A 20,227-nucleotide genomic window follows, 5' to 3' on the forward strand; every position below is an offset into this window, starting at 1 on the left:
TCCGATAGGTAGGGAAGCATCGCTTCCCTAAATTAATTACAAATCCGTAAGTTATCCGTTTAGCAACGATAGAAATGGTGTTGCGACTTTAAAGCTCACTTGATACGGAGCCACTTTGTCATTATCACTCTTTATGCCCCATTGGCAGGTATGCCCTTTCTTACATTTACCTTCTGCGAGCAATTTGAATAATGCCCACTGGCCATTAATCGACTCTTGGTATGACTGGTTTTGGTTACTCAACCAGCCTACAGAAACCGTTGGTTGGCTTTGCCAATCATAATGAATGGTGCGTGTTGGTTGATCCGCGGTATTCAAGCCAATCACTCGATCTTTCTGTCCTAGTTGGAAGAATGACAATGCCATTTTATTTTCGCCATCCAGAGTGACTTGTTTGAACGGCAGAGCTTGTACACTGACGCTGATGGATCTCGGTGTACCATCTGATTGCCAAAGTGCACGTTGCACTTGATAGATGTTGTTCAATTGCCCTACATACGGCGCTAACTCAGCTTTTTGTAGATCGGTAAGATCATCGTTTACAAGCCAGCGAGTCTTAACGCTGTTTAAGTGAATAAACTCGCCAAGTAGCTGATTCATCTCAGCATACAGCTGGCCATTGACGCCGATTTCATTGGCTAGTTGCTGGCTATCGAGCACATAGTTTGAGTGCATGTTAAGCGGGAAACCATTCTCAATATGCGTGATTTGAGTACTCAACTGTTGTTGCCACTGCTGGCTGAGTTGAGCAATCAGATAGTCGGCCACAGTTTGACGAACAATCGTGATTGGGAAGTTGAGCAATTGATACACATCTGGATTGCTTTGCGCAGATGAGATTGCAGTCAGCTTAGACATCAATGAATCAGCAGTGCTTGGTTTTAGCTGTTGATACAGAGCTTTATAGGTTGCAGGTGTCTTGTTGTATAGACTATTGCTCACCGACGAAATGATGTCTTGGTAATCTTTGTAGTCTTTCGATTGAATGAACTCGTTGAGCTGTGCAAATTGTTGAGGGATCTGCATCAACTCAGGTTGAGTGATTTGATCTTTGTCGAAAGTCGTATTCTTCGTGATGTACTTAAGCATGTTAGACAGCGGTGTGTCATCGTAGGTTAAGTCCATTAAGAAAAGGTGTAGGTTATCCAGCGAAACCTGATGCGGAAGCGCATTTTTCAATAGCTTATTAAGCATCAATACATAGTTATCACTGTAATGACGTAGTGCTTGTGACTCTATGTCATCAAAGGCCTCGTGATGAATGCTTAGTTGAGTTAGCTCTTGGGATAACTTGCTGTATTGCTCAATCAGCGGTAGTACGGTTTGCAGTAGTACAGACTTTGAATATACCAACGACACTTGAGTAACGTTTCTTGAGAAGACCGTCTTATAGGTATAGTTGTAGTAATTCTGCTCACTCAGAAGAGTAAGGTCGCTATCACTGGAGTCCATGATGGTATTCAGCAATGTGTTCAATTCAGATTCTAGAAGAACTTGATGGATTCGTCTTGCTTCTTGAGCATCCAATTGCTGCTGTTTCAAGAACCCATTGATGGCGTCGTTATAGCTGGCGATGCTTTTCACCAAAGTGTCAAAACCACTGATCTCTGGTGTAGAAGTCGGAATAATATTTTGTAGGTTGGTTAATACGCCATTGAGTGCTTTGAAGTCCAAACTGTCAGAGCTCGGGAAGTGATTGGCAATCTGGCTTAAGTAACGAGAAATATCATCGCTGCCTTGATAAACAGAGGCAAGAGATTGTGGGATTGTATCGTGCAATACCGCTAATTTTTGCTGCATTACGACACTTTGGTTAAGTAAAGACAAAAGTTGCTGGTTAGTAATATTGAGCTGAATATTATTAAACAGCTGTCCTAATACTTGATTCGATGACATGACGTTCGCCATCAAGGTATTCGACACTTCTAGCTGGTTGCCAATATTGCTTGTATTTAGCCCCAAGGTACTGATTTGTGCGACAGGTTGATTGGCAAATGAATACACCAAGTTCAATTGTTGGCTGCTAAAGCCCGTTAGTTGAGTTAACAAGCTCTGATATTTTTTCAGTTCAGCACGAATTTTAGCGTCATGATTCGCGGCAAAAATCATCAAGTACAATGATCGATTGAGTGGATCATGGGCCTCTTGATACTGTGTATTTAAGCGAACCAATAGGTAGCTTGCATACTGCTGATTAAGGTTTTTCTCAATGCTGGTTGGGTATAAAGAGCCCAAGATCAGTTTGCTACGATATAACCCAGACCATCTCTGGTAGTTTTGTTCAGCGGTCACTAAAGGCAAAGTTTGCGGAACAAACGGAGAGGCCTGTTTAATGGCGTCATCAAGCTGAATTTTTTGTACGCCATTGTAGACAATGCCAACGCTAGCAAGCAATGAAGCGATACAAAGGCTGCTGACCGCTATATGTTTGCCGGAAATTCTGCGTCCTGTTTTATCGCTACCAGAATAAAAGAATTGGCTGCGATAGTTACTTGGATCTGCACCGTAGTTGAGAGTAATGCATTGCGGCTTTTGCTTAACTAATTCAGGCTCAAAAAATCCAGAGATAACTGGAGTGATCTGTTTTAGATACCTTTCTACAAAATGAGAAGCAGACATCGCTGAAGCTAGCTTTTGGCTATCGACATTATCTTGCGACATATAAGTCGAAAATTGATCACGCAGGCTATTGAAGTGCTGGTTAGCGTATTGCTCTAGCTCTTCAGGGCTCTGACAGTGGCTAAAATCAACATAAGGAGCGGCGTTATCAACTTCTAGTAGCTGGCCAATCTTTCCTTTTATTGGAGAGTTATCGCTAAGGAAGTGTACTTGATAAGGCTGTTTGGCTAGCAAGTTGATTCTTGGCAAAAAGCGGTACAATGACGTTGTGAGTCCAGAGTCATTCGGCTTTTGTTTTAGTTGAATTGCAACATTGGGTAGTTGAATCACCCCTTGCTTATACAGTTTATCGAGCAATAAGTTGAAGCGGTTGATGTCCAGTTTTGCAAGGTTATCTAGCTGAGCAAGTAGGATTACTTGTTGCTCTGACACCACGATAGGTTGCATCGGGTCATCAAAGTAAACGTCAGAAACACTTTTATCTAAGAACTGAAACAGATGATCGAGTGCGCTGTCTGTCGCTCCATCATGAATGTAAATAAAAGCGGGGACGGAAGACTCAGTAAGGCGAGTTTTAATCTGCTTAATACTATTGTTGATTTCGCTTTTAGCCGGACGAGATTTATTGAGGGCTTGATTCGCCTTCGCTAAATTCTTTTTGTTTTTCTTAAAAAACTTAAACGCGATAAGTAGGATGGCAAATACTGCAACAAGCCCAATAGCACCGAAGGCGAGCTTGCCGTATTTACCCGTTAACAATGTTAAAAAAGTCATCATTGGTTTTCTTCCTGTTCATCGCTAAAAGCGAATAGTAGGCCGTTGTTATTACTGAGAGAAATGCTGTTAGAGCCAGCATTATCTCTATTGGTTTGAGAGAATTGAAAACGCTGCTCATCACTGTTATCAGAGCAGGTAATTTCACACTCTTGCTGTGCTCCGAACTTAGATGATTGCACCATCAGCTCCGATGCTTTGTCTTGAAATTCAACTGATGTTCCAACCGTTTGCGAAATGGTCATTTTTTCAGGGTTGTTCAGTGTGACTAATACTCGATCGCCATTTCGTAGCGGTTTGAAACTGGATGGTGTATATAGCTCATTTGCTGCGCTGACATAAAACAGTGGTGGCTCTGAGTCTGTGACAAAAAGAGATGGGGCAAACTTCACCGCGTAAGTCAGCGCATTTTCTGATTCATTTGCTCTGCTGTAATCGGCACTCTGTGCTTGGCTGTCATCTGCTAGGCTGCTTTCTGTAGTCGATTTGCCTTTAAAGAATTTGTATCCATACAGAACGCTGTCATCGACTGTCTCTGCAGTGACCACTTGACCGGGAATATCGATAGAGACGAATGGTGTATAGCTTGGAAGATCATTGAACGTTGAGTCTTGATCGTGCCAATGGTAAACGACATTGGTGAAGTGAGTAATCCCTTCTTCCATTTCAATCGCGCGAACTTTTTCATAGCGATCATTGTCTTCTTCAGACTCCCACGAAATGGCTTTGACTTTGTTACGCACGTATTGTTTGGTTGCTAGCGTTTGGCTGAAATCAATCGACACACTGCGAGATTGAACCCCTTGGCTAAAGTTAGACAAAGTGCTTTGCCAGTGCTCGCTTTCTAGCGGGTACGAGAAATAACTTGGATAAGTAGGCAGGTGCGGCATGAGATCTTTAGTGTTGACTTGATATCGGCCACTGACACTTGCAAGTAAAGTCGACTGGTTGTTTGCATTCTGATACCAATTTGTCTTTAGTTGGCTATCTGTTTCAAAATCTAACGTTTGCGATTTCAAACCGAGGAATGCTGGTTGTTCTGCTGTAATTTCGGTTGAGCCCGATTGATCTAAGCTAGCGTTGATGTAAGCCGCTTCATGAGACCATGTATTGGCTAAATGAAATCTAATATCATCGACTTGCATTAAGTCTGCACCGTCTAGCTTCACCTCTTTTTCTGGGCTGCCGCTATAGGTGTCACTCAATTGGTCGAGCAGGACATAGTTCGATAGTCCTTGTTCAGCGCTGTTGGCGTAATCGTAGATCAGGTATTGCTGGTAATGCTCCAATGCTTCCGAGAAGAAGTCATGGAAGTTACGGGAATGAGTAAAGACAGAAATTTGCTCAAAAACCTTGGATAACTTGGTTGACTGCTGAGAGTCGATAGATGCGAGTGATTGGAAGAATAAGTTATCTTCAAAAACCTGGCCGTAAGATTGATTTGCAGTTAAGTAATTTGGGCGATGATACTTCCAAAGATTAACAGGATCGGAGAAGTTTAGTGTAAATTCAGGGTTTGCTGACGCAACTTCTGCACTTTGATCTACGGGATCAATATTTGCGATTACACTGCTCATTGTAAGATGAGAGCGAGGCTCCAGGTTGGCCACAGCAAACAGCTCTAACTCAGTCTCGTAGTTGTTCTCTTCTTCACTTTCAGCGTCAGGATCTGGGAAGGTGTATACCTGCTTGATTAGCACTCTTACTGACAAAGGCTGGTTTTGATATAAGAACAAATAATCAGGATGGAAGGCGTCTTTATCGTAACCAAGCTGAAATTTTAGTTGGCCATCAAAACCGTATGTCTTTAATTCAAGGTTCAGATCTTGAATGTGGTAATTGGTGAGCATTAGCCCTTGAAAACGACATGCTTCGGTTTGATTTTGCGTTGGCAAGCTAGCAATAGAGATTGGTTGACGCTCAAAGCTGGTGCTTAAAGTGTTTAACTCAATCCAGATTTCCTGATCGATCAACACTGAATCAAAGCCAAGCGCGGGTTTGATCTTGTGTTCAACTAGATGGCTCAGTTGTCGATATTCGGTCTTCGTTCTAGCGCTAGAGCTTAGAGTCGACAGGTGTTTTGAAAGTAAGTTTTTAAATTGAGCCAGCTGCTTGCCTTGAAATGACAATAGAGTGTTTTTGTTAAGCTTTGCAGAAAGCGAAGAAAGTAAAGCTTTATAGTCATCAGGCTGATTGACATTAGAGAGCTGATCTAAAATCGCTAATATTTCTAGTCGAGAGTAAAATAATAAAAATTCCCGTACGTTATTCTCAAATAATACCGTGCCATAAAATATATCTACACAAAACTTCCAAGATTGACACTCAATTAATGTGGGAATTTTTTTTTGAGTAATCAAAATTGAGATCTTTGCACTCAATAATTTAACTTTCTCAATATTATCGCTGTTAATTTTTCCAATAGAGTGGTTAACTATATTTTCATATAGTTTATCGGTCATTTCACTAAAGCTTTGAACATTCAATGTGGTGTCATTTCTTAATGATTTAAGAGATTCACCTATCTGTGTATTAATGTTTTCAGAGTTGGCCATAATAATGAATTTACTAATATGAGATTAATTTCTTATTCAATATCTCTATTATTTAACTAAGTTGGATTCAATAGATGTATCCACCCTGATAACAGAATGTTAAATATTTGGTTTTGAGAATATTTCTAAAAGATAAAGTATCATTCTAAAATCTTTGATACAAGGCTTGAAGGTTAAAAATAGCTCAGTGTAAAAATGAGTCTCTCACCCTTAACCCATTGCTAACCCTTCTATTGTTAGGATCCCCAATGCCTTAGGTGTTTCGACAGTTATTTATTCGCAAATAGATGTGATATATTCCAGGTGGTTGGTTTAAATTATCTCTCTATTGAATATAATTTCGGCATGTTTATTGTGGATGCTTGATGCTTAATATAAATAAGCGTTTCAAAGAGGTAATTGATGGCTATCAATAAGAAACTTCCCAAGTCTAGGTTAATGATTCAATATGACACTAGAGTGGAAGGTGAAAAAAAGAAAAAAGAACTCCCATATAGAATGATGGTGTTAGGTGATTTTTCAGCTGGAAAGTCCAAGGATGCACAAGTTCCATTTGAAGAAAGAGAAGTACGTACTTTAAAACATGGTATTAATTCCTCTTTAAAGGATATGGGAATTTCACTAGATGTTTCTGTGCCAAATAGTATTAACCCTTCTAAATCCCCAATGTTGAATTTAAATTTTGAATTAAATTCAATGAAAGATTTTAAGCCTGAAAATCTAGCGAAAAAAATCCCTGAGATTAATGCGCTTCTTCAATTAAAAGAAATGCTGTCTGGATTTGAGAAAGATATTGATAATAATCGTACGTTGAAAAAGACCATCGATAATATTTTCTCTGATCAAGCTCAATTGCAAGCGCTGAAGGAAAGTATTCCACAATTGAAGAACTACTCTTTGATGAAAAAAGCTGAAGGTGTGATTGATGGTGAAGTCCAGTCGGCCGATGACAGCTCCTCTCAAGATCAGACACAGTCTGACGTTAGCGACGCTTAATAATTTCAGGGCTTTAAGATGACAGAAACAATTACCGTAGATGAGACAAGCTCTCTACACAGCATCATTCAGTTGTTCGGTGGTACACAGCAAGAGCAGAAAAATAGCCTTGCTAAAATAGACATCGATATCACAGATGATTTCACATCTGTAGATGAAATCTATGAAGACTACTACTCGCGTAACATTGCTGCACTAGCAATGGTTTTGGCGAACAATGATGACATCATCAACTACAACAAATCTTATGTTCAACGTGCGATTGAGCGTATCAACGAAGTGGTTGAAGAGCAGGTTAACAGTATTCTAAAGCACCCTGAGTTTCGTTATTTAGAAAACCAGTGGTTAAAGCTTGAAGAGCTTGTTAAAGATGAATACGACAACATCGAAGTTACACTTTTAGATGTTAAGAAAGAAGAACTTCAGTACGATTTCGAACGTAACATGTACGACATTTCAAGCAGTGAAATGTTTAAGAAAGTGTATGTTGCGGAATACGATCAATATGGTGGCGAACCATATGGCCTGCTGATGGGCTTATATGATTTCGAAAACACCATGGATGACATTACGTGGCTAACAGGTATGGGTATGATCTCTGAGTCAACTCATGCGCCATTTATTGGTTCTATTGATCCACGTTTCTTTGGTGTAAACAGCATCGATGAAGTTAAGCAGATCAAGTGTTTCGAAACCTTGCTTGAGCACCCAAGATACCGTGACTGGAATGCTTTCCGTAAAACGGATCATGCCGCATATGTTGGCTTGACGATTGGTGACTTCATTCTAAGACAGCCGTACCACCCAGTGAACAACCCTGTTGCTGAGCGTTGTATGAGTGGTTTCGTAGAAGAAGTGACTAGCTATGAGTCTAACGACGCATACCAATGGGGCCCAGCATCGTTGCTTCTGACTAAGAACATCATGCGCTCGTTTGGTAAGACTGGCTGGTTCCAATATCTACGTGGACCAGAAAATGGTGGTTATGTAGAGAACCTGATTCGTCCAGTATTCAACGTACGTGGCTTTGACGAGTATCGTTCAGCACTCAATATTTCTTTCCCTGATTTCATGGAATTATCGCTATCGAACATCGGTATTATTCCTGCGATTGAAGAAAAGGGCACGTCAAACTGCTGTTTCTTTAGCGCGAACTCAGTGAAGAAAGTGGAAGAGTTTGTTGATGGCTTTGACTCCATGAACTCTCAGCTTGTAGCTAACCTATCGTACACATTGTGTGTATCTCGTATTTCTCACTACGTGAAATGTGTGATTCGTGACAAGATCGGTGGATTTTCAACAACAGAAACCATTCGCGATCTGCTGAACAACTGGATTAACCGCTACGTTACAACAATTACTCAGCCAACGTCTCTTGAGATGGCTAAGTATCCATTCAGAGCTGCTGAAATTGAAGTAACACAAATTCCAGGCAAAGCAGGATGGTACAAGTGTAGTATCAGCGTATTGCCACATATTCAATTTGAAGGTATGGACACCACATTGAAAGTCGATACTCGACTAGACCCAGGCTTGTTTGCTTCAGCTGGAGGCGATGACGGTGAGGGTGAATAGCCTGTAATTATTATGTAGCCAAGTGACGTCGAGGCAGTGAACTCTGCCTCGTTGAAGCAAGTGCCTTAACGTCACTTGGATATCACACTAGGCTAACAAGGATAAGTAATAATAATGGCAAATATAAAACCATTGGTATATCGCACCGTTATTTTAGATTGCGAGCCTTTGGCGTTTACAACAGATGCAACGTCAGCGTTTGGGCAACATAGTAAGCCCAGGTTATTTTGTGATTCTTGCACCATCTTTGGTGTCGAAATTCCGAAAGCTTTGTTTGCGGTCGATGGCGGCCAGCAGATGAATGATGTCACGTCGCCAACGGCGGCTTGTACTTTGACAGAGTTTCATTTATGCGGCCCTGATATGGCTGCCGAACTCAGCTTTACGATTCGCTGCCCTGTTGACCCTGATCTGCGTACCAAATTGCAAGATGCTATTCGTGATGTTCGGCTAGGCAAAGCAGCGGAGAGCTTTATTAAGTTTGGTCAATGGAACACTAATCAGGAATACAAGGATGACAAGGTTTGGGCTCCTGCAATGCAGCCAGCAGAAGGTATGGTGCTGACTCCCGTTAGCAACGCTGGTTTCCAGCTAGATATAGGGAATGGCCATTTTTTAGGTGGTTCCACAGTTGGGCGAGAGCTAGCGCCAATTACTGGCTATGGTTTTCAGATCGACCGAAAAAGCTTTGATGCTCCGGCGTTAGATGTCGTTCATGCAGTTAGTACGGAAAAAGGTCAATATCCGTTATTAAGTATGGATGAAATCTCGGCGAGCTAATTGAGGCATGTTGTGGTCATGGCGATAGTCATGACCATTTTAATTTTCAACTTAAAGTATTTGTCATTATGGCTCATCACATTCACTGGCAACCGGGTGCTTTGCTCACAGCAAATCACTTTGTGCAGCAAGATTCTCTGGCTCAAAAAGCCATTTCTGAGGCGACGTATTTGCCGTTCAATGTTGGTTACGGTATTAGTCAGCTTCAGCTGGATATGAATCTGTTGTCGCTTGGTGAACTCAAGATAAACCAATGTCAGCTGTATTTTAAAGACAAATACTTTGCATATTTTGACTGCTATTCCCACAATGTTTCTATCGACTTAGAAGCGCTAGGTAAGCCTGCGGTTACAATTTACTTAAACCGAGTCGAAAAGGTTATAAAAGAAGGGCAAGTAGAAACTTGTCAGTCGGATTACTATCTATCCGATGAGTATCAATCAAGTGCGCTGCACTCATTGCACATAATGACAGTAGAAAACACAGAAGGTGTTTGGCAAATTGGTACAGAGTCTCCACCGCTACTGAGTTGTGCAAGCCAAACACTTGATCGTTGTTTTTCTCAAGTGAAGAAAGTTTTCTCTTCCGTTAAACATTTCCTTGATAGTGAAATTGTTGGCGAAAGTGTCATGGTTAACCTGCTATTAGCCCACCGTAATTTGCAGTTGCTCATTGCTGAAATAGAATCAGCACCACTCCATGTTCACCCGTATCGTCTGTTTGAGGCCCTTAGCCAGCTATACACTCTGCTGGATTTAACTAAAGCGCCAAGCCAAGGTAATGAGGCATTGCTCTTCTATCGTCATCAAGATCCAATTACAGGTTTCGATCAACTTCTACATTGTTTTAATCAGCTTCTTAGTATCCCTGTTAAGAAAAACTTTGTTGAGTTAATGCAAACAGCGGACAGTTTCATTTTGACTGCACTTCCGATGGAAGCCGTTCAAGCAAATGAACACCTATTAGTGATTCAGAAGAAAGATCCAGAACAGCCGCATCTTGCACTTAGCCAAATCAAGCTTTCAAGTATTTCTCGCAACCAGCATATCAATCAAATGTCTCTCTCTGGTGCCTACTTAGAAGCTTTGCCAGATTCGGGAGTGCATCAGCTATCGCATATAAAAGATGCCAAGGTATATAAGATCCTGCCAGGCTTCGAACTCGATGCGATATTGCGCGAGAAAAATATGATGTTTGAGGCAAACGAAGTCAATAGCCAGTACCGCTACCTTATTTACTACAGGTAGAGATGATGCTTGAACCGTGTGCTGAGTTTATTGAGAAGTACAAAGCGAAACTAGGGATCAAGAACGCGCTAGCTGTGATCCACTCATATGGTATTTCTTCCAAGTCAGTTCAGTTTGTACCTGAGTTTTCTTTGATGCCGGACAACGTGATAATTTCAGGTTGCAGTTGTCAACTGAACCACTTACGCCTGCATATAAATATTTCCAAAGTTTCAATGTTTTATGCATTAAACGACTACTATTTTTATTTGCAGCATAACGATGGTGAGAGGCTTTGTTCTGTTCTCGAACAAGGCATATCCTCCCTGCTATACGACTACTTTTACGGTGTTTATTACGGCTACAACCGAGATTTAGCTTCGGCTGGACTGCTTGATGTATTGCGTCCAGCAAGCCCTCCTACAATATCTCAGCTGCATAGCATGCTACAAAATAAGTACTCCAACTTGGATATCACTTTCAATATTGCTGAGGCTCAACTGCCTTCCAGCACTTTTGCCTATCAGCTTGACAGTAATTCTACTCTCGGAGGGTGTTATCTCTATGGTGAGAAAACCCATACTTGTCAAACATTGGAAGTGCTCGTTTATATGCAAAATTTCAATCAATCGTTAATCGCTAGCATTGTTGATGAAATGCAAACAAACTCTATGGTTTTGGCTTTAAAGAAAGTCATTCCGATCTCACTGAAGTTCTCTGTGCCTGATAGCTCAAACTATTCAAGTTTGACTGGGCTAGAGCACTTAATGTTGTCACCAGAATATGAAGTAGAGGTGTAAAGGTGGAAAAGAAAGAATTGATTCATTCTGTTGATGATGTCTATGAACATGCAGACAGACGTTACAAGGAGTCATTGCGCATGACTGGAGAACTGGCCAGACGAGCGGATGCAAAAATTGAAGAGCTCTATCGTCGTTCCGATGCCAAGATCGATGTATTGCGAGATTCTATGTCTAAAGAGTTGAGCCGAATTGCACAAAACCAAACAATGGGCGGTAGTGGGCGTGCTAGCGGTGAGCGTAAAGAGAACCAATCGCAGCTGATCAGCCAAATTAAGCAATCTGAATACAAGCTATCCAAACAATTAGCTAAGCAAAAGAAGCTCACTTGGATATTGTTCTTTGTACTTACGGCTGTCAACATCATATCAGTTGGCTCGCTGTTTATGTTCTTAACTAGGTATTTGTAAGTTATGAGTTTTCAGACTTATGCCTAAGGTATACACAATGAAACAGCTTTCTATACTTATTGCCAGTCTAGCATTGGCTTTGTCGACCAGCGCCTTTGCTCAAAATACGGCTTCTCCACAATATCGAGATTGGGTTACACCACAACCGGGACAGTTTGATTACTACAAGTTGTCTTTAACCCTGCAACCTGTGTATTGCCTAAAAAACCCATCGAGCCCGGCATGTAAAACGTCGATATTACAAAACTCTCCTTTGCTAACATTGAACGAGTTCATTCCCTCACGCGATCAAGGTAGAAGATACAAATATCAATATTGTAGTAAGTCGATCAGTGAGAAAGAGATAAAGCTGGATCAGAAAGGGCAGTGGAGTAAATTGCCGTCTGTACCAAACCTTACTTCGGCAACCAAAAAGTCACTCAATGAGGTCATGCCACAAACCAAGGTATACCAGCAAAGACATGCTTGGCTGAAGTGGGGCACATGCAACAGCAGTACTTATGATGCGAATGGCTATTTCTCGAAAGCGGCGGCGTTGACGAAATACATCAACAATCCAGATGTATCTGCGTTTATTCAAGCTAACCGAAAAACGACCGTATCACTGACTCAAATCCGAAAGTTTTTCAATCGAGAGTTCAAAACCTTAAACAAGGTTCAGTTTCAATGTGTGAGTGTGGGTAATCGTTCGTTTCTTGAGAATATAAACTTCTACGTGAATAAGAAAGTCGATTTAGCAGACTTAGATAGTTATCCACTATTGACGCCTTTTGGAACGATGAAACATTCGCCTGAGCAAGAGTGTCCTGAGAGTTTTTATCTTTAAAGTACTTACTAAGATTTTAAGGCACAGCGCGCTTGCTGTGCCTTGAATCTAGCTTAAAATTCTTCCTTTGGTCTAATGATTTATACTGAACTCAAAATCTCGTGTTACGCCTCTATGATCACTAATTTTGTCGCCTTTGACGGTTAAAAGCTCATGGACTTGTATATCAAGAGAGTTGAATCTTCTTTCATCATCTCGAAAACCTATGTTGTCTAAAGCTCCGGCATCTGGTTTACCATTGCGTTTTGGTTTAAACATCACCTCTCCAGATCGGCCTTTCCCTTTCTTTTCATCCTTTTCGTCGAACCTTTCTTCATAAGTCATGTATTCAGTACTCTCAAAGGTTACACCCTGATCCCTAAAGTGGGGGACTTCATTCCTAGATATTGGATCGTAATTGTTGATAAAGAAGCTATCTGGTAGGCCGTTTCGATTGTTAAGGGTGTTTTTCAAACTACTCATTGGTGTTGGAACTAGCCTTTCGTTTAAGTCCCCCATGAAGATTAATGAAGGGATACGTTGGTTATTATCGTCCCATGAGCGGAATTTAGTTCTATGCTTTTGTATATATTTCGACGCTTCGTTTTCCGCTGCTCTACATAGCTCATTTACTTCCCTTAGTCTATTGTCTTCATGATTTGAATCTAGGTGAGCACCTACAACAACTAGAGGATGTCCAAACACTTCAAGACAAGCGTAAAGCCCACCTTTATTCCTTGTAGCTCGCTTCTTAAATAAACTTCCGTCTCTAACAACACCCTTGGCAATAATATTGATACGATGTTTTTTGCTTACTCGATCTAATTTGTATCCGTTTCTTGCTCCGATCGAGCCTTTTATCTGACAAAGATCACTGCGAACATAGATAGCGAGGTGAGTATAGCCACTTACATCATTGACAAAGTTTTTCTTTGAGCACTTAGTGATTACTCCCATTTGATCTTGCATTAATGGAAGATAAGATAATTTTTCTTTGCGCCTATTTCCATTTTTGTCTTCAGTATAAATGTTGTAGTCCAATCTCTTGGCTATTCGCTCAGAAACAAATTCACCTCCCCAAGTTCTGACTGTTTCTTGAAGGTTAACTATTACAAGGTGAGGGCGTTTACTTTTTATATACGAAGCCATTTGAATAGGAGCTTCTTTAGGTACATTTTGATTTGCCGTATTCCAAGTAAAAGCTACGCATCTTATTGAAGGCATAGGTCTATTCTCATGTGATTTAAATAAGTATTTAATTCCACATTATTCTCGATATGAAGAATTTACTCAATCATGCAGCAGTGCTAACTTATTGATTTTAGTTATTTATTACAAATGGTTTTTAATATATTCCAGTGTTGCATGACTGGTATTCAAATAAATTATGTCTACTTTTGTTATATCAGACTAACAATGTTATTGAGGGGGGAAGAGGATACTAAAGCGGATTGTAGTGCTAGTGAGGTAGCGTAGTTTAAATAGCCTAATTGAGAAGTATTAGGCTATCTTAAATTTGAAAGGGGAGGCGTATTAAGGCTTTTTAGGAAATACTTTAACCATCTTAATACGGTTTTCTTCTAGATCGACAATCTCCATTTTATGCTCAGCAATGCGCACACTTACATGGCTTTCTGGAATGTCTTCTAAATGCTCTAAAATTAGGCCATTTAGCGTTCTTGGGCCATCAGTGGGAAGCTTCCACTTTAAGCCTTTGTTGATATCACGGATATTTGCACTCCCTTCGATTAGAAAGCTGCCATCGCCTTGAGGCGTTATCTCATCAGAAAGGCTTGGAGCAATGGAAGTAGTAAATTCGCCGACAATTTCTTCTAGAATGTCTTCTAATGTAATTAGGCCATTAATATCGCCATATTCATCAACAATTAGACCAATGCGCTCTTTGTTTCGTTGGAACTTCAGTAACTGTACATTGAGCGGTGTGCTTTCTGGAATAAAATACACTTCGTCAGCAGCGCGCAGTAGCGTCTCTTTGTTGAATTCATTTTTCTCCAGCATTAAGCGATAGGCTTCACGCAGCCTTAGCATGCCGACGACTTCATCAATCTGATCTCGGTATAGGACAGCTCGTCCATGAGGGGAATGAGTGAGCTGCCTAACAATTGACTTCCAGTCATCGTTGATATCGATTCCGGTGATTTCGTTGCGCGGCACCATGATGTCATTGACCGTGACGTGCTCTAGATCGAGAATAGAAATCAGCATGTCTTGGTGGCGTCTAGGAATTAAGCTACCGGCTTCATTTACCACTGTTCTTAACTCTTCTGAGCTTAAGTGATCATCACCATCATGCTTCACTTTTAGACCCAGTAGGCGAATAAAACCGTTGGTAATGAAGTTGATTAAAATGACAAGTGGAGAGAAGAGTTTCATCAACACGATGAGGAGTACGCTACTTATGTAGGACACTCGTTCAGGGTAGAGCGCAGCTAGTGTTTTTGGTGTTACTTCTGCAAAGACGAGCACGAGCAGTGTTAGTACACCAGTTGCTATTGCCACGCCGACATCGCCATACAGGCGCATGCCAAGAATTGTGGCGAGAGCCGAAGCCAAGATGTTGACGAGGTTGTTACCGATCAAAATGAGACCGATAAGTCGGTCTGGTCGGCTTAGGAGTTTTTCGACGCGCTTTGCGCCTTTGTGGCCGCTATTGGCAAGGTGTCTAAGACGATATCGGTTTAACGACATCATTCCTGTCTCAGAACCTGAAAAATAAGCTGAAATAACGATGAAACACGCGAGAAGCGCAAATAAGATACCCGTTGAGATGTCTTCCAAAGCTAGAGATTTCCTTCTAATATTCTGCTTGAATACTTAGCTGTATATTTTATTCAGTCATTCATGACTTAAGATTTTTCATTGTAAAAGAAAGCGCAGTTGAATGCACACAATCTCCAAAGGTTAGGTCAGAATGATTTCCTTTACAAAGCGGCTACCGAAATACGCCAGTGTTAGTAAGGTAGCGCCAGCAACAGCAAACCAAGTGACTTTCCGGCCTCTCCATCCACGTTGATAGTGTCCCCACAACAGCACGGAATAAATAATCCACGCGACAAAAGACAGAATGCCTTTGTGTGCTTTTCCTTGAGCAAACATATCTTCGACAAAGAAAAAGCCAGTAATCAATGTGCCTGTAAGTAACACGTTACCAATTAAAATGATATTGAAAAGCTGCCTTTCTACCATCATTAATGGAGGTAGATTTGGATTGATAGCAATGGTTTTTTTCGCTTTTAATTTATAGTCGAGCCATGCGAGCTGCAACGCGTACAAAGCCCCAATAGTAAGGGTGGAATATGAAAATAGCGCGAAGGTTATATGAATGAGCAATCGAGGATCGTGTTGTAAGTGTGTCATGAATACACTAGGTACAAACGCTGCTGCGGTTAGGTTTATGGCTGAAAAACTGTATACAACTGGAAGAATAAACCACAGTTTTGTTCTGAGCATGGCGATGCTCATAACCAGAGCGGTAATGAAGCTAATCAAGGATGCGACATTGAGCATACTTAAGTTCTGTCCAGTGGTATCAAAAATTAAATCACTCAGTAGCCATGCATGAAAAATCAGTGCTAAAGCAGCACTAAAAAAGACCGTACGAGTGCGGATGCCTGTTTGGTGCACTAGTCCAGGAATAATGGTAGCGATAGCTAATACATATAACAAAGCTGCAATGACAGCGATATAGTCGTCCATTTTTCTCGTTATTATTAATAAACTTGGTTAAGAATTATACCTTGTAACATGCTGATGAGCTACGTCATAAGTTGATCCAAATCTAAGATATGTTAGTTCAACTTTATTGTTAAAGTATGACTCCAACGCTGGCTGGGGTATACTGCTACGTCTAAGTCACCTCGAGATGCATGATTTAACTTGTTCAACCCGGTGAAACTCGCATCTGGAGGTCACTTAGGTATAACCAAATTATCGCCTAATTCGCGAAGAGAGCTTATGTTTGAGAATTTAACGGATCGATTATCCAAAACGCTGAAAAATATCAGCGGTAAAGGTCGTCTGACCGAAGAGAATATTAAAGATACGCTACGTGAAGTGCGTATGGCTTTGCTAGAAGCAGACGTCGCTTTACCTGTCGTACGTGATTTCATCAAGCGAGTCAAAGAAAGAGCTGTTGGTGTCGAAGTATCCAAGTCATTAACGCCAGGCCAAGAGTTTATCAAGATTGTTCAAGCTGAGCTTGAAGCAGTCATGGGTGAATCTAATGAAGAGTTAGATTTAGCGGCTCAGCCTCCTGCTGTCATCTTAATGGCGGGCCTACAGGGTGCGGGTAAAACCACTAGTGTTGGTAAGCTTTCTAAACTTCTAAAAGAAAGAGACAAGAAGAAAGTTTTAGTTGTTTCTGCCGACGTGTATCGTCCTGCAGCGATCAAACAGCTAGAAACATTAGCAGCAGATCTGGAAGTGGACTTTTTCCCATCTTCAGCTGATCAAAAGCCAATTGATATCGCCAATGCCGCTATCGATCATGCTAAGAAGCAGTTTTTCGATGTTTTGATTGTCGATACTGCAGGTCGTCTTGCGATTGATGAAGAGATGATGTCTGAGATTAAAGACTTACACTCTGCTATTGATCCAGTAGAAACGCTGTTTGTTGTCGATGCGATGACAGGTCAAGATGCGGCAAACACAGCAAAAGCTTTCGGTGATGCTCTGCCATTGACGGGTGTGGTCTTAACGAAAGTTGATGGTGATGCTCGTGGTGGTGCGGCACTATCAGTTCGTCATATTACGGGCAAACCGATCAAATTCTTAGGTGTTGGTGAGAAAACCGACGCGTTAGAAGCCTTCCACCCAGATCGTGTTGCTTCACGTATTCTTGGCATGGGCGATGTGCTTTCTCTGATTGAAGATCTACAAAAGAACGTAGACTCTGAAAAAGCAGAGAAAATGGCGAAGAAGTTCAAAGAAAAGAAAGGCTTTGACCTTGAAGACTTTCGCGAGCAGCTTGGCCAAATGCAAAATATGGGCGGCATGATGGGGATGCTAGATAAGCTACCTGGCATGAGCAACTTGCCTGGCAACGTGAAAGATAATGTTGATGACAAAGCTTTCAAACAGATGGAAGCCATCATCAACTCTATGACGATGAAAGAGCGCAAGCGTCCAGATATCATTAAAGGTTCGCGTAAGAAGAGAATTGCAGCTGGTTCAGGTACGCAAGTTCAAGACGTAAACCGTCTGCTTAAGCAGTTCACCCAAATGCAGAAAATGATGAAGAAAATGCAGAAAGGTGGCATGCGCAACATGATGAGAAACATGCAAGGAATGATGGGTGGAGGTGGCCCTGGCGGTATGGGTGGAATGGGCGGCGGCGGCGGATTTAATCCATTTGGCCGTTAACCGCTGATTTTCACTAGTTTCTAGTCATTTGTTATTTTTCATTCTGTTAGCGGTCAATTCGCAAATATGACCGAAATACAATGGCTAAAAAGTAGCTAAAAACCTTGCAATGCCCCGGAATAAGAGTAAAATTCCGGGGCTTTATTTTGGCACGAGACCCCAAGCTGTTTTTTGGATGGCTTCTGGGGTTAATTTTATTTTTGAGAAAGCAAAGAGGACGACATGGTAACCATTCGTTTGGCACGTCATGGCGCTAAAAAGCGTCCATTTTATCAAATCGTAGTAGCGGACAGCCGTAAAGCGGCAACTGGCCGTTTCATCGAGAAAGTAGGTTTCTTTAACCCTACTGCTACTGGTCAAGAAGAAGGTCTACGTCTAGACCTAGATCGCGTTAACCACTGGGTTGGTCAAGGCGCATCTCTTTCTGACCGTGTTGCTAAGCTAGTTAAAGACGCTCAAAAAGCGGCTTAATTCTAGTTAGTAATTAGCTATGTCGATGAAAGGTAAAGACGCCATGAGCAAACAAAGCGAAAAAATTGTGATGGGTAAATTTGGTTCTACCTATGGCATTCGTGGCTGGCTCAAGGTTTTTTCCTTTACAGACAATGCTGAGAGCATTTTTGATTACAGCCCTTGGTTTATTAACCAAAAAGGCAATTGGGTTGAGTACAAAGTGGAAAGTTGGAAGCGCCATAACAAAGGTATGGTGGTAAAACTGGAAGGTTTGGACGTGCGTGAAGAAGCGCACTTACTGACGAATTTTGAAATCGCAGTAGACCCAGCATCATTACCGGAATTGTCAGAAGATGAATTCTACTGGCGCGAGTTGTTTGGTATGCAAGTTGTTACCACTAAGGGATATAACCTTGGTGAGGTCACTGACCTATTAGAGACTGGCTCCAACGACGTTTTGGTGGTGAAGGCAAACTTGAAAGATGCTTTTGGCCAAAAGGAACGATTGATTCCGTTCCTTGAAGAGCAAGTGATCAAGAAAGTTGATCGCACTGCTCAACGGATCGAAGTTGACTGGGATCCTGGATTTTAACTCCACCGTAGAGCGAGAAAACTATGTGGATTGGCGTAATTAGCCTCTTTCCTGAAATGTTTCGTTCAATTACGGACTATGGAGTAACAGGTCAAGCGGTAAAAAAAGGTCTTCTGTCTATTGAGACTTGGAATCCTAGAGATTTCACTCACGACAAACATCGAACTGTCGATGATAGACCTTACGGTGGTGGCCCTGGCATGTTGATGATGGTTCAGCCTTTGCGCGATGCTATCCATGCTGCTAAGGACAAATCACCGGGAAAGACGAAGGTTGTTTACCTTTCTCCTCAAGGTCGTAAGCTCGACCAGCAAGGAGTCGAAGAGTTGGCAAACAATGAGAACTTGCTTCTTATTTGTGGTCGCTACGAAGGGGTAGATGAGCGTATCATACAGTCTGAAGTTGACGAAGAATGGTCAATTGGAGACTTTGTGATGACAGGGGGAGAAATCCCTGCCATGACACTAATCGACACAGTATCACGGTTTGTTCCGGGCGTACTTGGCGATATGGCGTCAGCAGAAGAAGACTCTTTTGCTAATGGCTTATTAGACTGTCCTCACTATACGCGTCCAGATGTGTTAGATGGGCTGGAAGTACCAAGTGTGCTGAAGTCAGGAAATCACAAGGACATTCGTCGCTGGCGATTAAAACAATCGCTGGGCCGAACTTGGCTTAGAAGACCAGAGCTCCTGGAAAACCTAGCTCTGACTGACGAACAGGAACTATTACTTGCTGAGTTCATTAAAGAACATAATGCAAAGTAGCCTAATTTATTTGAGTATCAGTTTATTCTAGGAATTTAGAAAATGAGTAACATCATCAAAGCTCTTGAAGAAGAGCAAATGAAACAAGACCTACCAAAATTTGCACCAGGTGACACTGTTGCTGTGCAAGTTAAGGTAAAAGAAGGTGACCGTGAGCGTCTACAGGCTTTTGAAGGCGTTGTAATCGCTGTACGTAACCGTGGCCTACACTCTGCATTTACCGTTCGTAAGATCTCTAACGGTGAAGGCGTTGAGCGTACGTTCCAAACTCACTCTCCAATGGTTGATAGCATTGAAGTTAAACGCCGTGGTGCAGTACGTCGTGCCAAGCTGTACTACCTACGTGAGCGTTCTGGTAAGTCTGCTCGTATTAAAGAGAAGCTTGCTAAGAAGTAATGCTATAACTAGCGTTCTCATAAAAACAAACGGAGCCAATTGGCTCCGTTTGTTTTATCTGACTGTTGCTTGCTTTCCTGATAGCAGGCTTACGATT

The 20,227-nt window shown here is 41.6% G+C and carries 17 protein-coding genes; 12 read left to right on the forward strand and 5 right to left on the reverse strand.

Annotated features, from left to right (window positions below; genetic code table 11):
• Nucleotides 1-51 precede the first annotated feature (51 nt).
• Entirely contained in the window at nucleotides 52-3,396 is a 3,345-nt protein-coding gene (locus L7A31_RS07540; RefSeq protein WP_237360902.1) for a hypothetical protein, read from the reverse strand.
• The gene (locus L7A31_RS07545; protein WP_237360903.1) at nucleotides 3,393-5,948 is read right to left on the reverse strand and encodes a hypothetical protein; all 2,556 of its coding nucleotides are present in this window, start codon (nucleotides 5,946-5,948) and stop codon (nucleotides 3,393-3,395) included. The genes L7A31_RS07540 and L7A31_RS07545 overlap by 4 nt, the downstream gene beginning before the upstream one ends.
• A 402-nt stretch (nucleotides 5,949-6,350) precedes the next feature.
• Between L7A31_RS07545 and tssB the strand changes: the two genes are divergently transcribed.
• The 7 genes from tssB to L7A31_RS07580 all read left to right on the forward strand — a co-directional run bounded on the left by tssB (nucleotide 6,351) and on the right by L7A31_RS07580 (nucleotide 12,561).
• The gene (gene tssB / locus L7A31_RS07550; RefSeq protein WP_237360904.1) at nucleotides 6,351-6,944 is read left to right on the forward strand and encodes a type VI secretion system contractile sheath small subunit; all 594 of its coding nucleotides are present in this window, start codon (nucleotides 6,351-6,353) and stop codon (nucleotides 6,942-6,944) included.
• Nucleotides 6,945-6,962: 18 nt separating this feature from the next.
• Nucleotides 6,963-8,519 (forward strand): type VI secretion system contractile sheath large subunit, encoded by a 1,557-nt coding sequence (tssC, locus tag L7A31_RS07555; RefSeq protein WP_237360905.1) that lies wholly within the window; start codon nucleotides 6,963-6,965, stop codon nucleotides 8,517-8,519.
• A gap of 114 nt (nucleotides 8,520-8,633) precedes the next feature.
• Nucleotides 8,634-9,299: a type VI secretion system tube protein IglC gene (iglC, locus tag L7A31_RS07560; protein ID WP_237360906.1), complete on the forward strand. Its 666-nt coding sequence runs from the start codon at nucleotides 8,634-8,636 to the stop codon at nucleotides 9,297-9,299.
• 68 nt (nucleotides 9,300-9,367) lie between these two features.
• Nucleotides 9,368-10,546 carry a type VI secretion system baseplate subunit TssK gene (gene tssK, locus L7A31_RS07565; protein ID WP_237360907.1) on the forward strand — a complete coding sequence of 393 codons (1,179 nt, stop codon included), beginning with the start codon at nucleotides 9,368-9,370 and terminating at the stop codon, nucleotides 10,544-10,546.
• A 5-nt stretch (nucleotides 10,547-10,551) separates the two neighbouring features.
• The gene (gene iglJ, locus L7A31_RS07570; protein WP_237360908.1) at nucleotides 10,552-11,325 is read left to right on the forward strand and encodes a type VI secretion system baseplate protein IglJ; all 774 of its coding nucleotides are present in this window, start codon (nucleotides 10,552-10,554) and stop codon (nucleotides 11,323-11,325) included.
• A 2-nt stretch (nucleotides 11,326-11,327) separates the two neighbouring features.
• Nucleotides 11,328-11,735, forward strand: coding sequence for a hypothetical protein (locus tag L7A31_RS07575; RefSeq protein WP_237360909.1), 408 nt, complete (start codon nucleotides 11,328-11,330; stop codon nucleotides 11,733-11,735).
• Nucleotides 11,736-11,772: 37 nt separating this feature from the next.
• Entirely contained in the window at nucleotides 11,773-12,561 is a 789-nt protein-coding gene (locus L7A31_RS07580) for a ribonuclease T2 family protein (RefSeq protein ID WP_237360910.1), read from the forward strand.
• A 72-nt stretch (nucleotides 12,562-12,633) separates the two neighbouring features.
• Here L7A31_RS07580 and L7A31_RS07585 read toward each other — a convergent pair whose 3' ends face one another.
• The 3 genes from L7A31_RS07585 to L7A31_RS07595 all read right to left on the reverse strand — a co-directional run bounded on the left by L7A31_RS07585 (nucleotide 12,634) and on the right by L7A31_RS07595 (nucleotide 16,257).
• Nucleotides 12,634-13,764: an endonuclease/exonuclease/phosphatase family protein gene (locus tag L7A31_RS07585; protein WP_237360912.1), complete on the reverse strand. Its 1,131-nt coding sequence runs from the start codon at nucleotides 13,762-13,764 to the stop codon at nucleotides 12,634-12,636.
• A gap of 309 nt (nucleotides 13,765-14,073) precedes the next feature.
• Nucleotides 14,074-15,339: an HlyC/CorC family transporter gene (locus L7A31_RS07590; RefSeq protein WP_237360914.1), complete on the reverse strand. Its 1,266-nt coding sequence runs from the start codon at nucleotides 15,337-15,339 to the stop codon at nucleotides 14,074-14,076.
• Nucleotides 15,340-15,462: 123 nt separating this feature from the next.
• Nucleotides 15,463-16,257, reverse strand: a complete 795-nt coding sequence (locus L7A31_RS07595; protein ID WP_237360916.1) for a cytochrome C assembly family protein — start codon at nucleotides 16,255-16,257, stop codon at nucleotides 15,463-15,465.
• 258 nt (nucleotides 16,258-16,515) lie between these two features.
• Between L7A31_RS07595 and ffh the strand changes: the two genes are divergently transcribed.
• From ffh to rplS, 5 genes are all read left to right on the forward strand, one after another.
• Nucleotides 16,516-17,922, forward strand: a complete 1,407-nt coding sequence (gene ffh, locus L7A31_RS07600) for a signal recognition particle protein (protein WP_237360917.1) — start codon at nucleotides 16,516-16,518, stop codon at nucleotides 17,920-17,922.
• Nucleotides 17,923-18,144: 222 nt separating this feature from the next.
• On the forward strand, nucleotides 18,145-18,393 hold the full coding sequence (gene rpsP, locus L7A31_RS07605; protein WP_237360918.1) for a 30S ribosomal protein S16: 249 nt from the start codon (nucleotides 18,145-18,147) through the stop codon (nucleotides 18,391-18,393).
• Nucleotides 18,394-18,412: 19 nt separating this feature from the next.
• Nucleotides 18,413-18,967, forward strand: a complete 555-nt coding sequence (rimM, locus tag L7A31_RS07610; protein ID WP_237360919.1) for a ribosome maturation factor RimM — start codon at nucleotides 18,413-18,415, stop codon at nucleotides 18,965-18,967.
• A 23-nt stretch (nucleotides 18,968-18,990) separates the two neighbouring features.
• The gene (trmD, locus tag L7A31_RS07615; protein ID WP_237360920.1) at nucleotides 18,991-19,734 is read left to right on the forward strand and encodes a tRNA (guanosine(37)-N1)-methyltransferase TrmD; all 744 of its coding nucleotides are present in this window, start codon (nucleotides 18,991-18,993) and stop codon (nucleotides 19,732-19,734) included.
• Nucleotides 19,735-19,776: 42 nt separating this feature from the next.
• Entirely contained in the window at nucleotides 19,777-20,130 is a 354-nt protein-coding gene (gene rplS / locus L7A31_RS07620; protein WP_237360921.1) for a 50S ribosomal protein L19, read from the forward strand.
• The last annotated feature ends 97 nt before the right edge of the window (nucleotides 20,131-20,227 follow it).

The organism is Vibrio marisflavi CECT 7928 (assembly GCF_921294215.1).
Classification (GTDB): Bacteria; Pseudomonadota; Gammaproteobacteria; order Enterobacterales; family Vibrionaceae; genus Vibrio; species Vibrio marisflavi.

Excerpts from the sequence above, each read along its gene's own strand:
- L7A31_RS07540 (WP_237360902.1), bottom strand. The coding sequence starts at position 3,396 with ATGATGACTTTTTTAACATTGTTAACGGGTAAATACGGCAAGCTCGCC.
- rplS (WP_237360921.1), top strand. The coding sequence starts at position 19,777 with ATGAGTAACATCATCAAAGCTCTTGAAGAAGAGCAAATGAAACAAGAC.
- L7A31_RS07595 (WP_237360916.1), bottom strand. The coding sequence starts at position 16,257 with ATGGACGACTATATCGCTGTCATTGCAGCTTTGTTATATGTATTAGCT.
- trmD (WP_237360920.1), top strand. The coding sequence starts at position 18,991 with ATGTGGATTGGCGTAATTAGCCTCTTTCCTGAAATGTTTCGTTCAATT.
- rpsP (WP_237360918.1), top strand. The coding sequence starts at position 18,145 with ATGGTAACCATTCGTTTGGCACGTCATGGCGCTAAAAAGCGTCCATTT.
- L7A31_RS07580 (WP_237360910.1), top strand. The coding sequence starts at position 11,773 with ATGAAACAGCTTTCTATACTTATTGCCAGTCTAGCATTGGCTTTGTCG.
- rimM (WP_237360919.1), top strand. The coding sequence starts at position 18,413 with ATGTCGATGAAAGGTAAAGACGCCATGAGCAAACAAAGCGAAAAAATT.
- tssB (WP_237360904.1), top strand. The coding sequence starts at position 6,351 with ATGGCTATCAATAAGAAACTTCCCAAGTCTAGGTTAATGATTCAATAT.
- tssC (WP_237360905.1), top strand. The coding sequence starts at position 6,963 with ATGACAGAAACAATTACCGTAGATGAGACAAGCTCTCTACACAGCATC.
- L7A31_RS07545 (WP_237360903.1), bottom strand. The coding sequence starts at position 5,948 with ATGGCCAACTCTGAAAACATTAATACACAGATAGGTGAATCTCTTAAA.
- tssK (WP_237360907.1), top strand. The coding sequence starts at position 9,368 with ATGGCTCATCACATTCACTGGCAACCGGGTGCTTTGCTCACAGCAAAT.
- iglJ (WP_237360908.1), top strand. The coding sequence starts at position 10,552 with ATGCTTGAACCGTGTGCTGAGTTTATTGAGAAGTACAAAGCGAAACTA.
- iglC (WP_237360906.1), top strand. The coding sequence starts at position 8,634 with ATGGCAAATATAAAACCATTGGTATATCGCACCGTTATTTTAGATTGC.
- ffh (WP_237360917.1), top strand. The coding sequence starts at position 16,516 with ATGTTTGAGAATTTAACGGATCGATTATCCAAAACGCTGAAAAATATC.
- L7A31_RS07585 (WP_237360912.1), bottom strand. The coding sequence starts at position 13,764 with ATGCCTTCAATAAGATGCGTAGCTTTTACTTGGAATACGGCAAATCAA.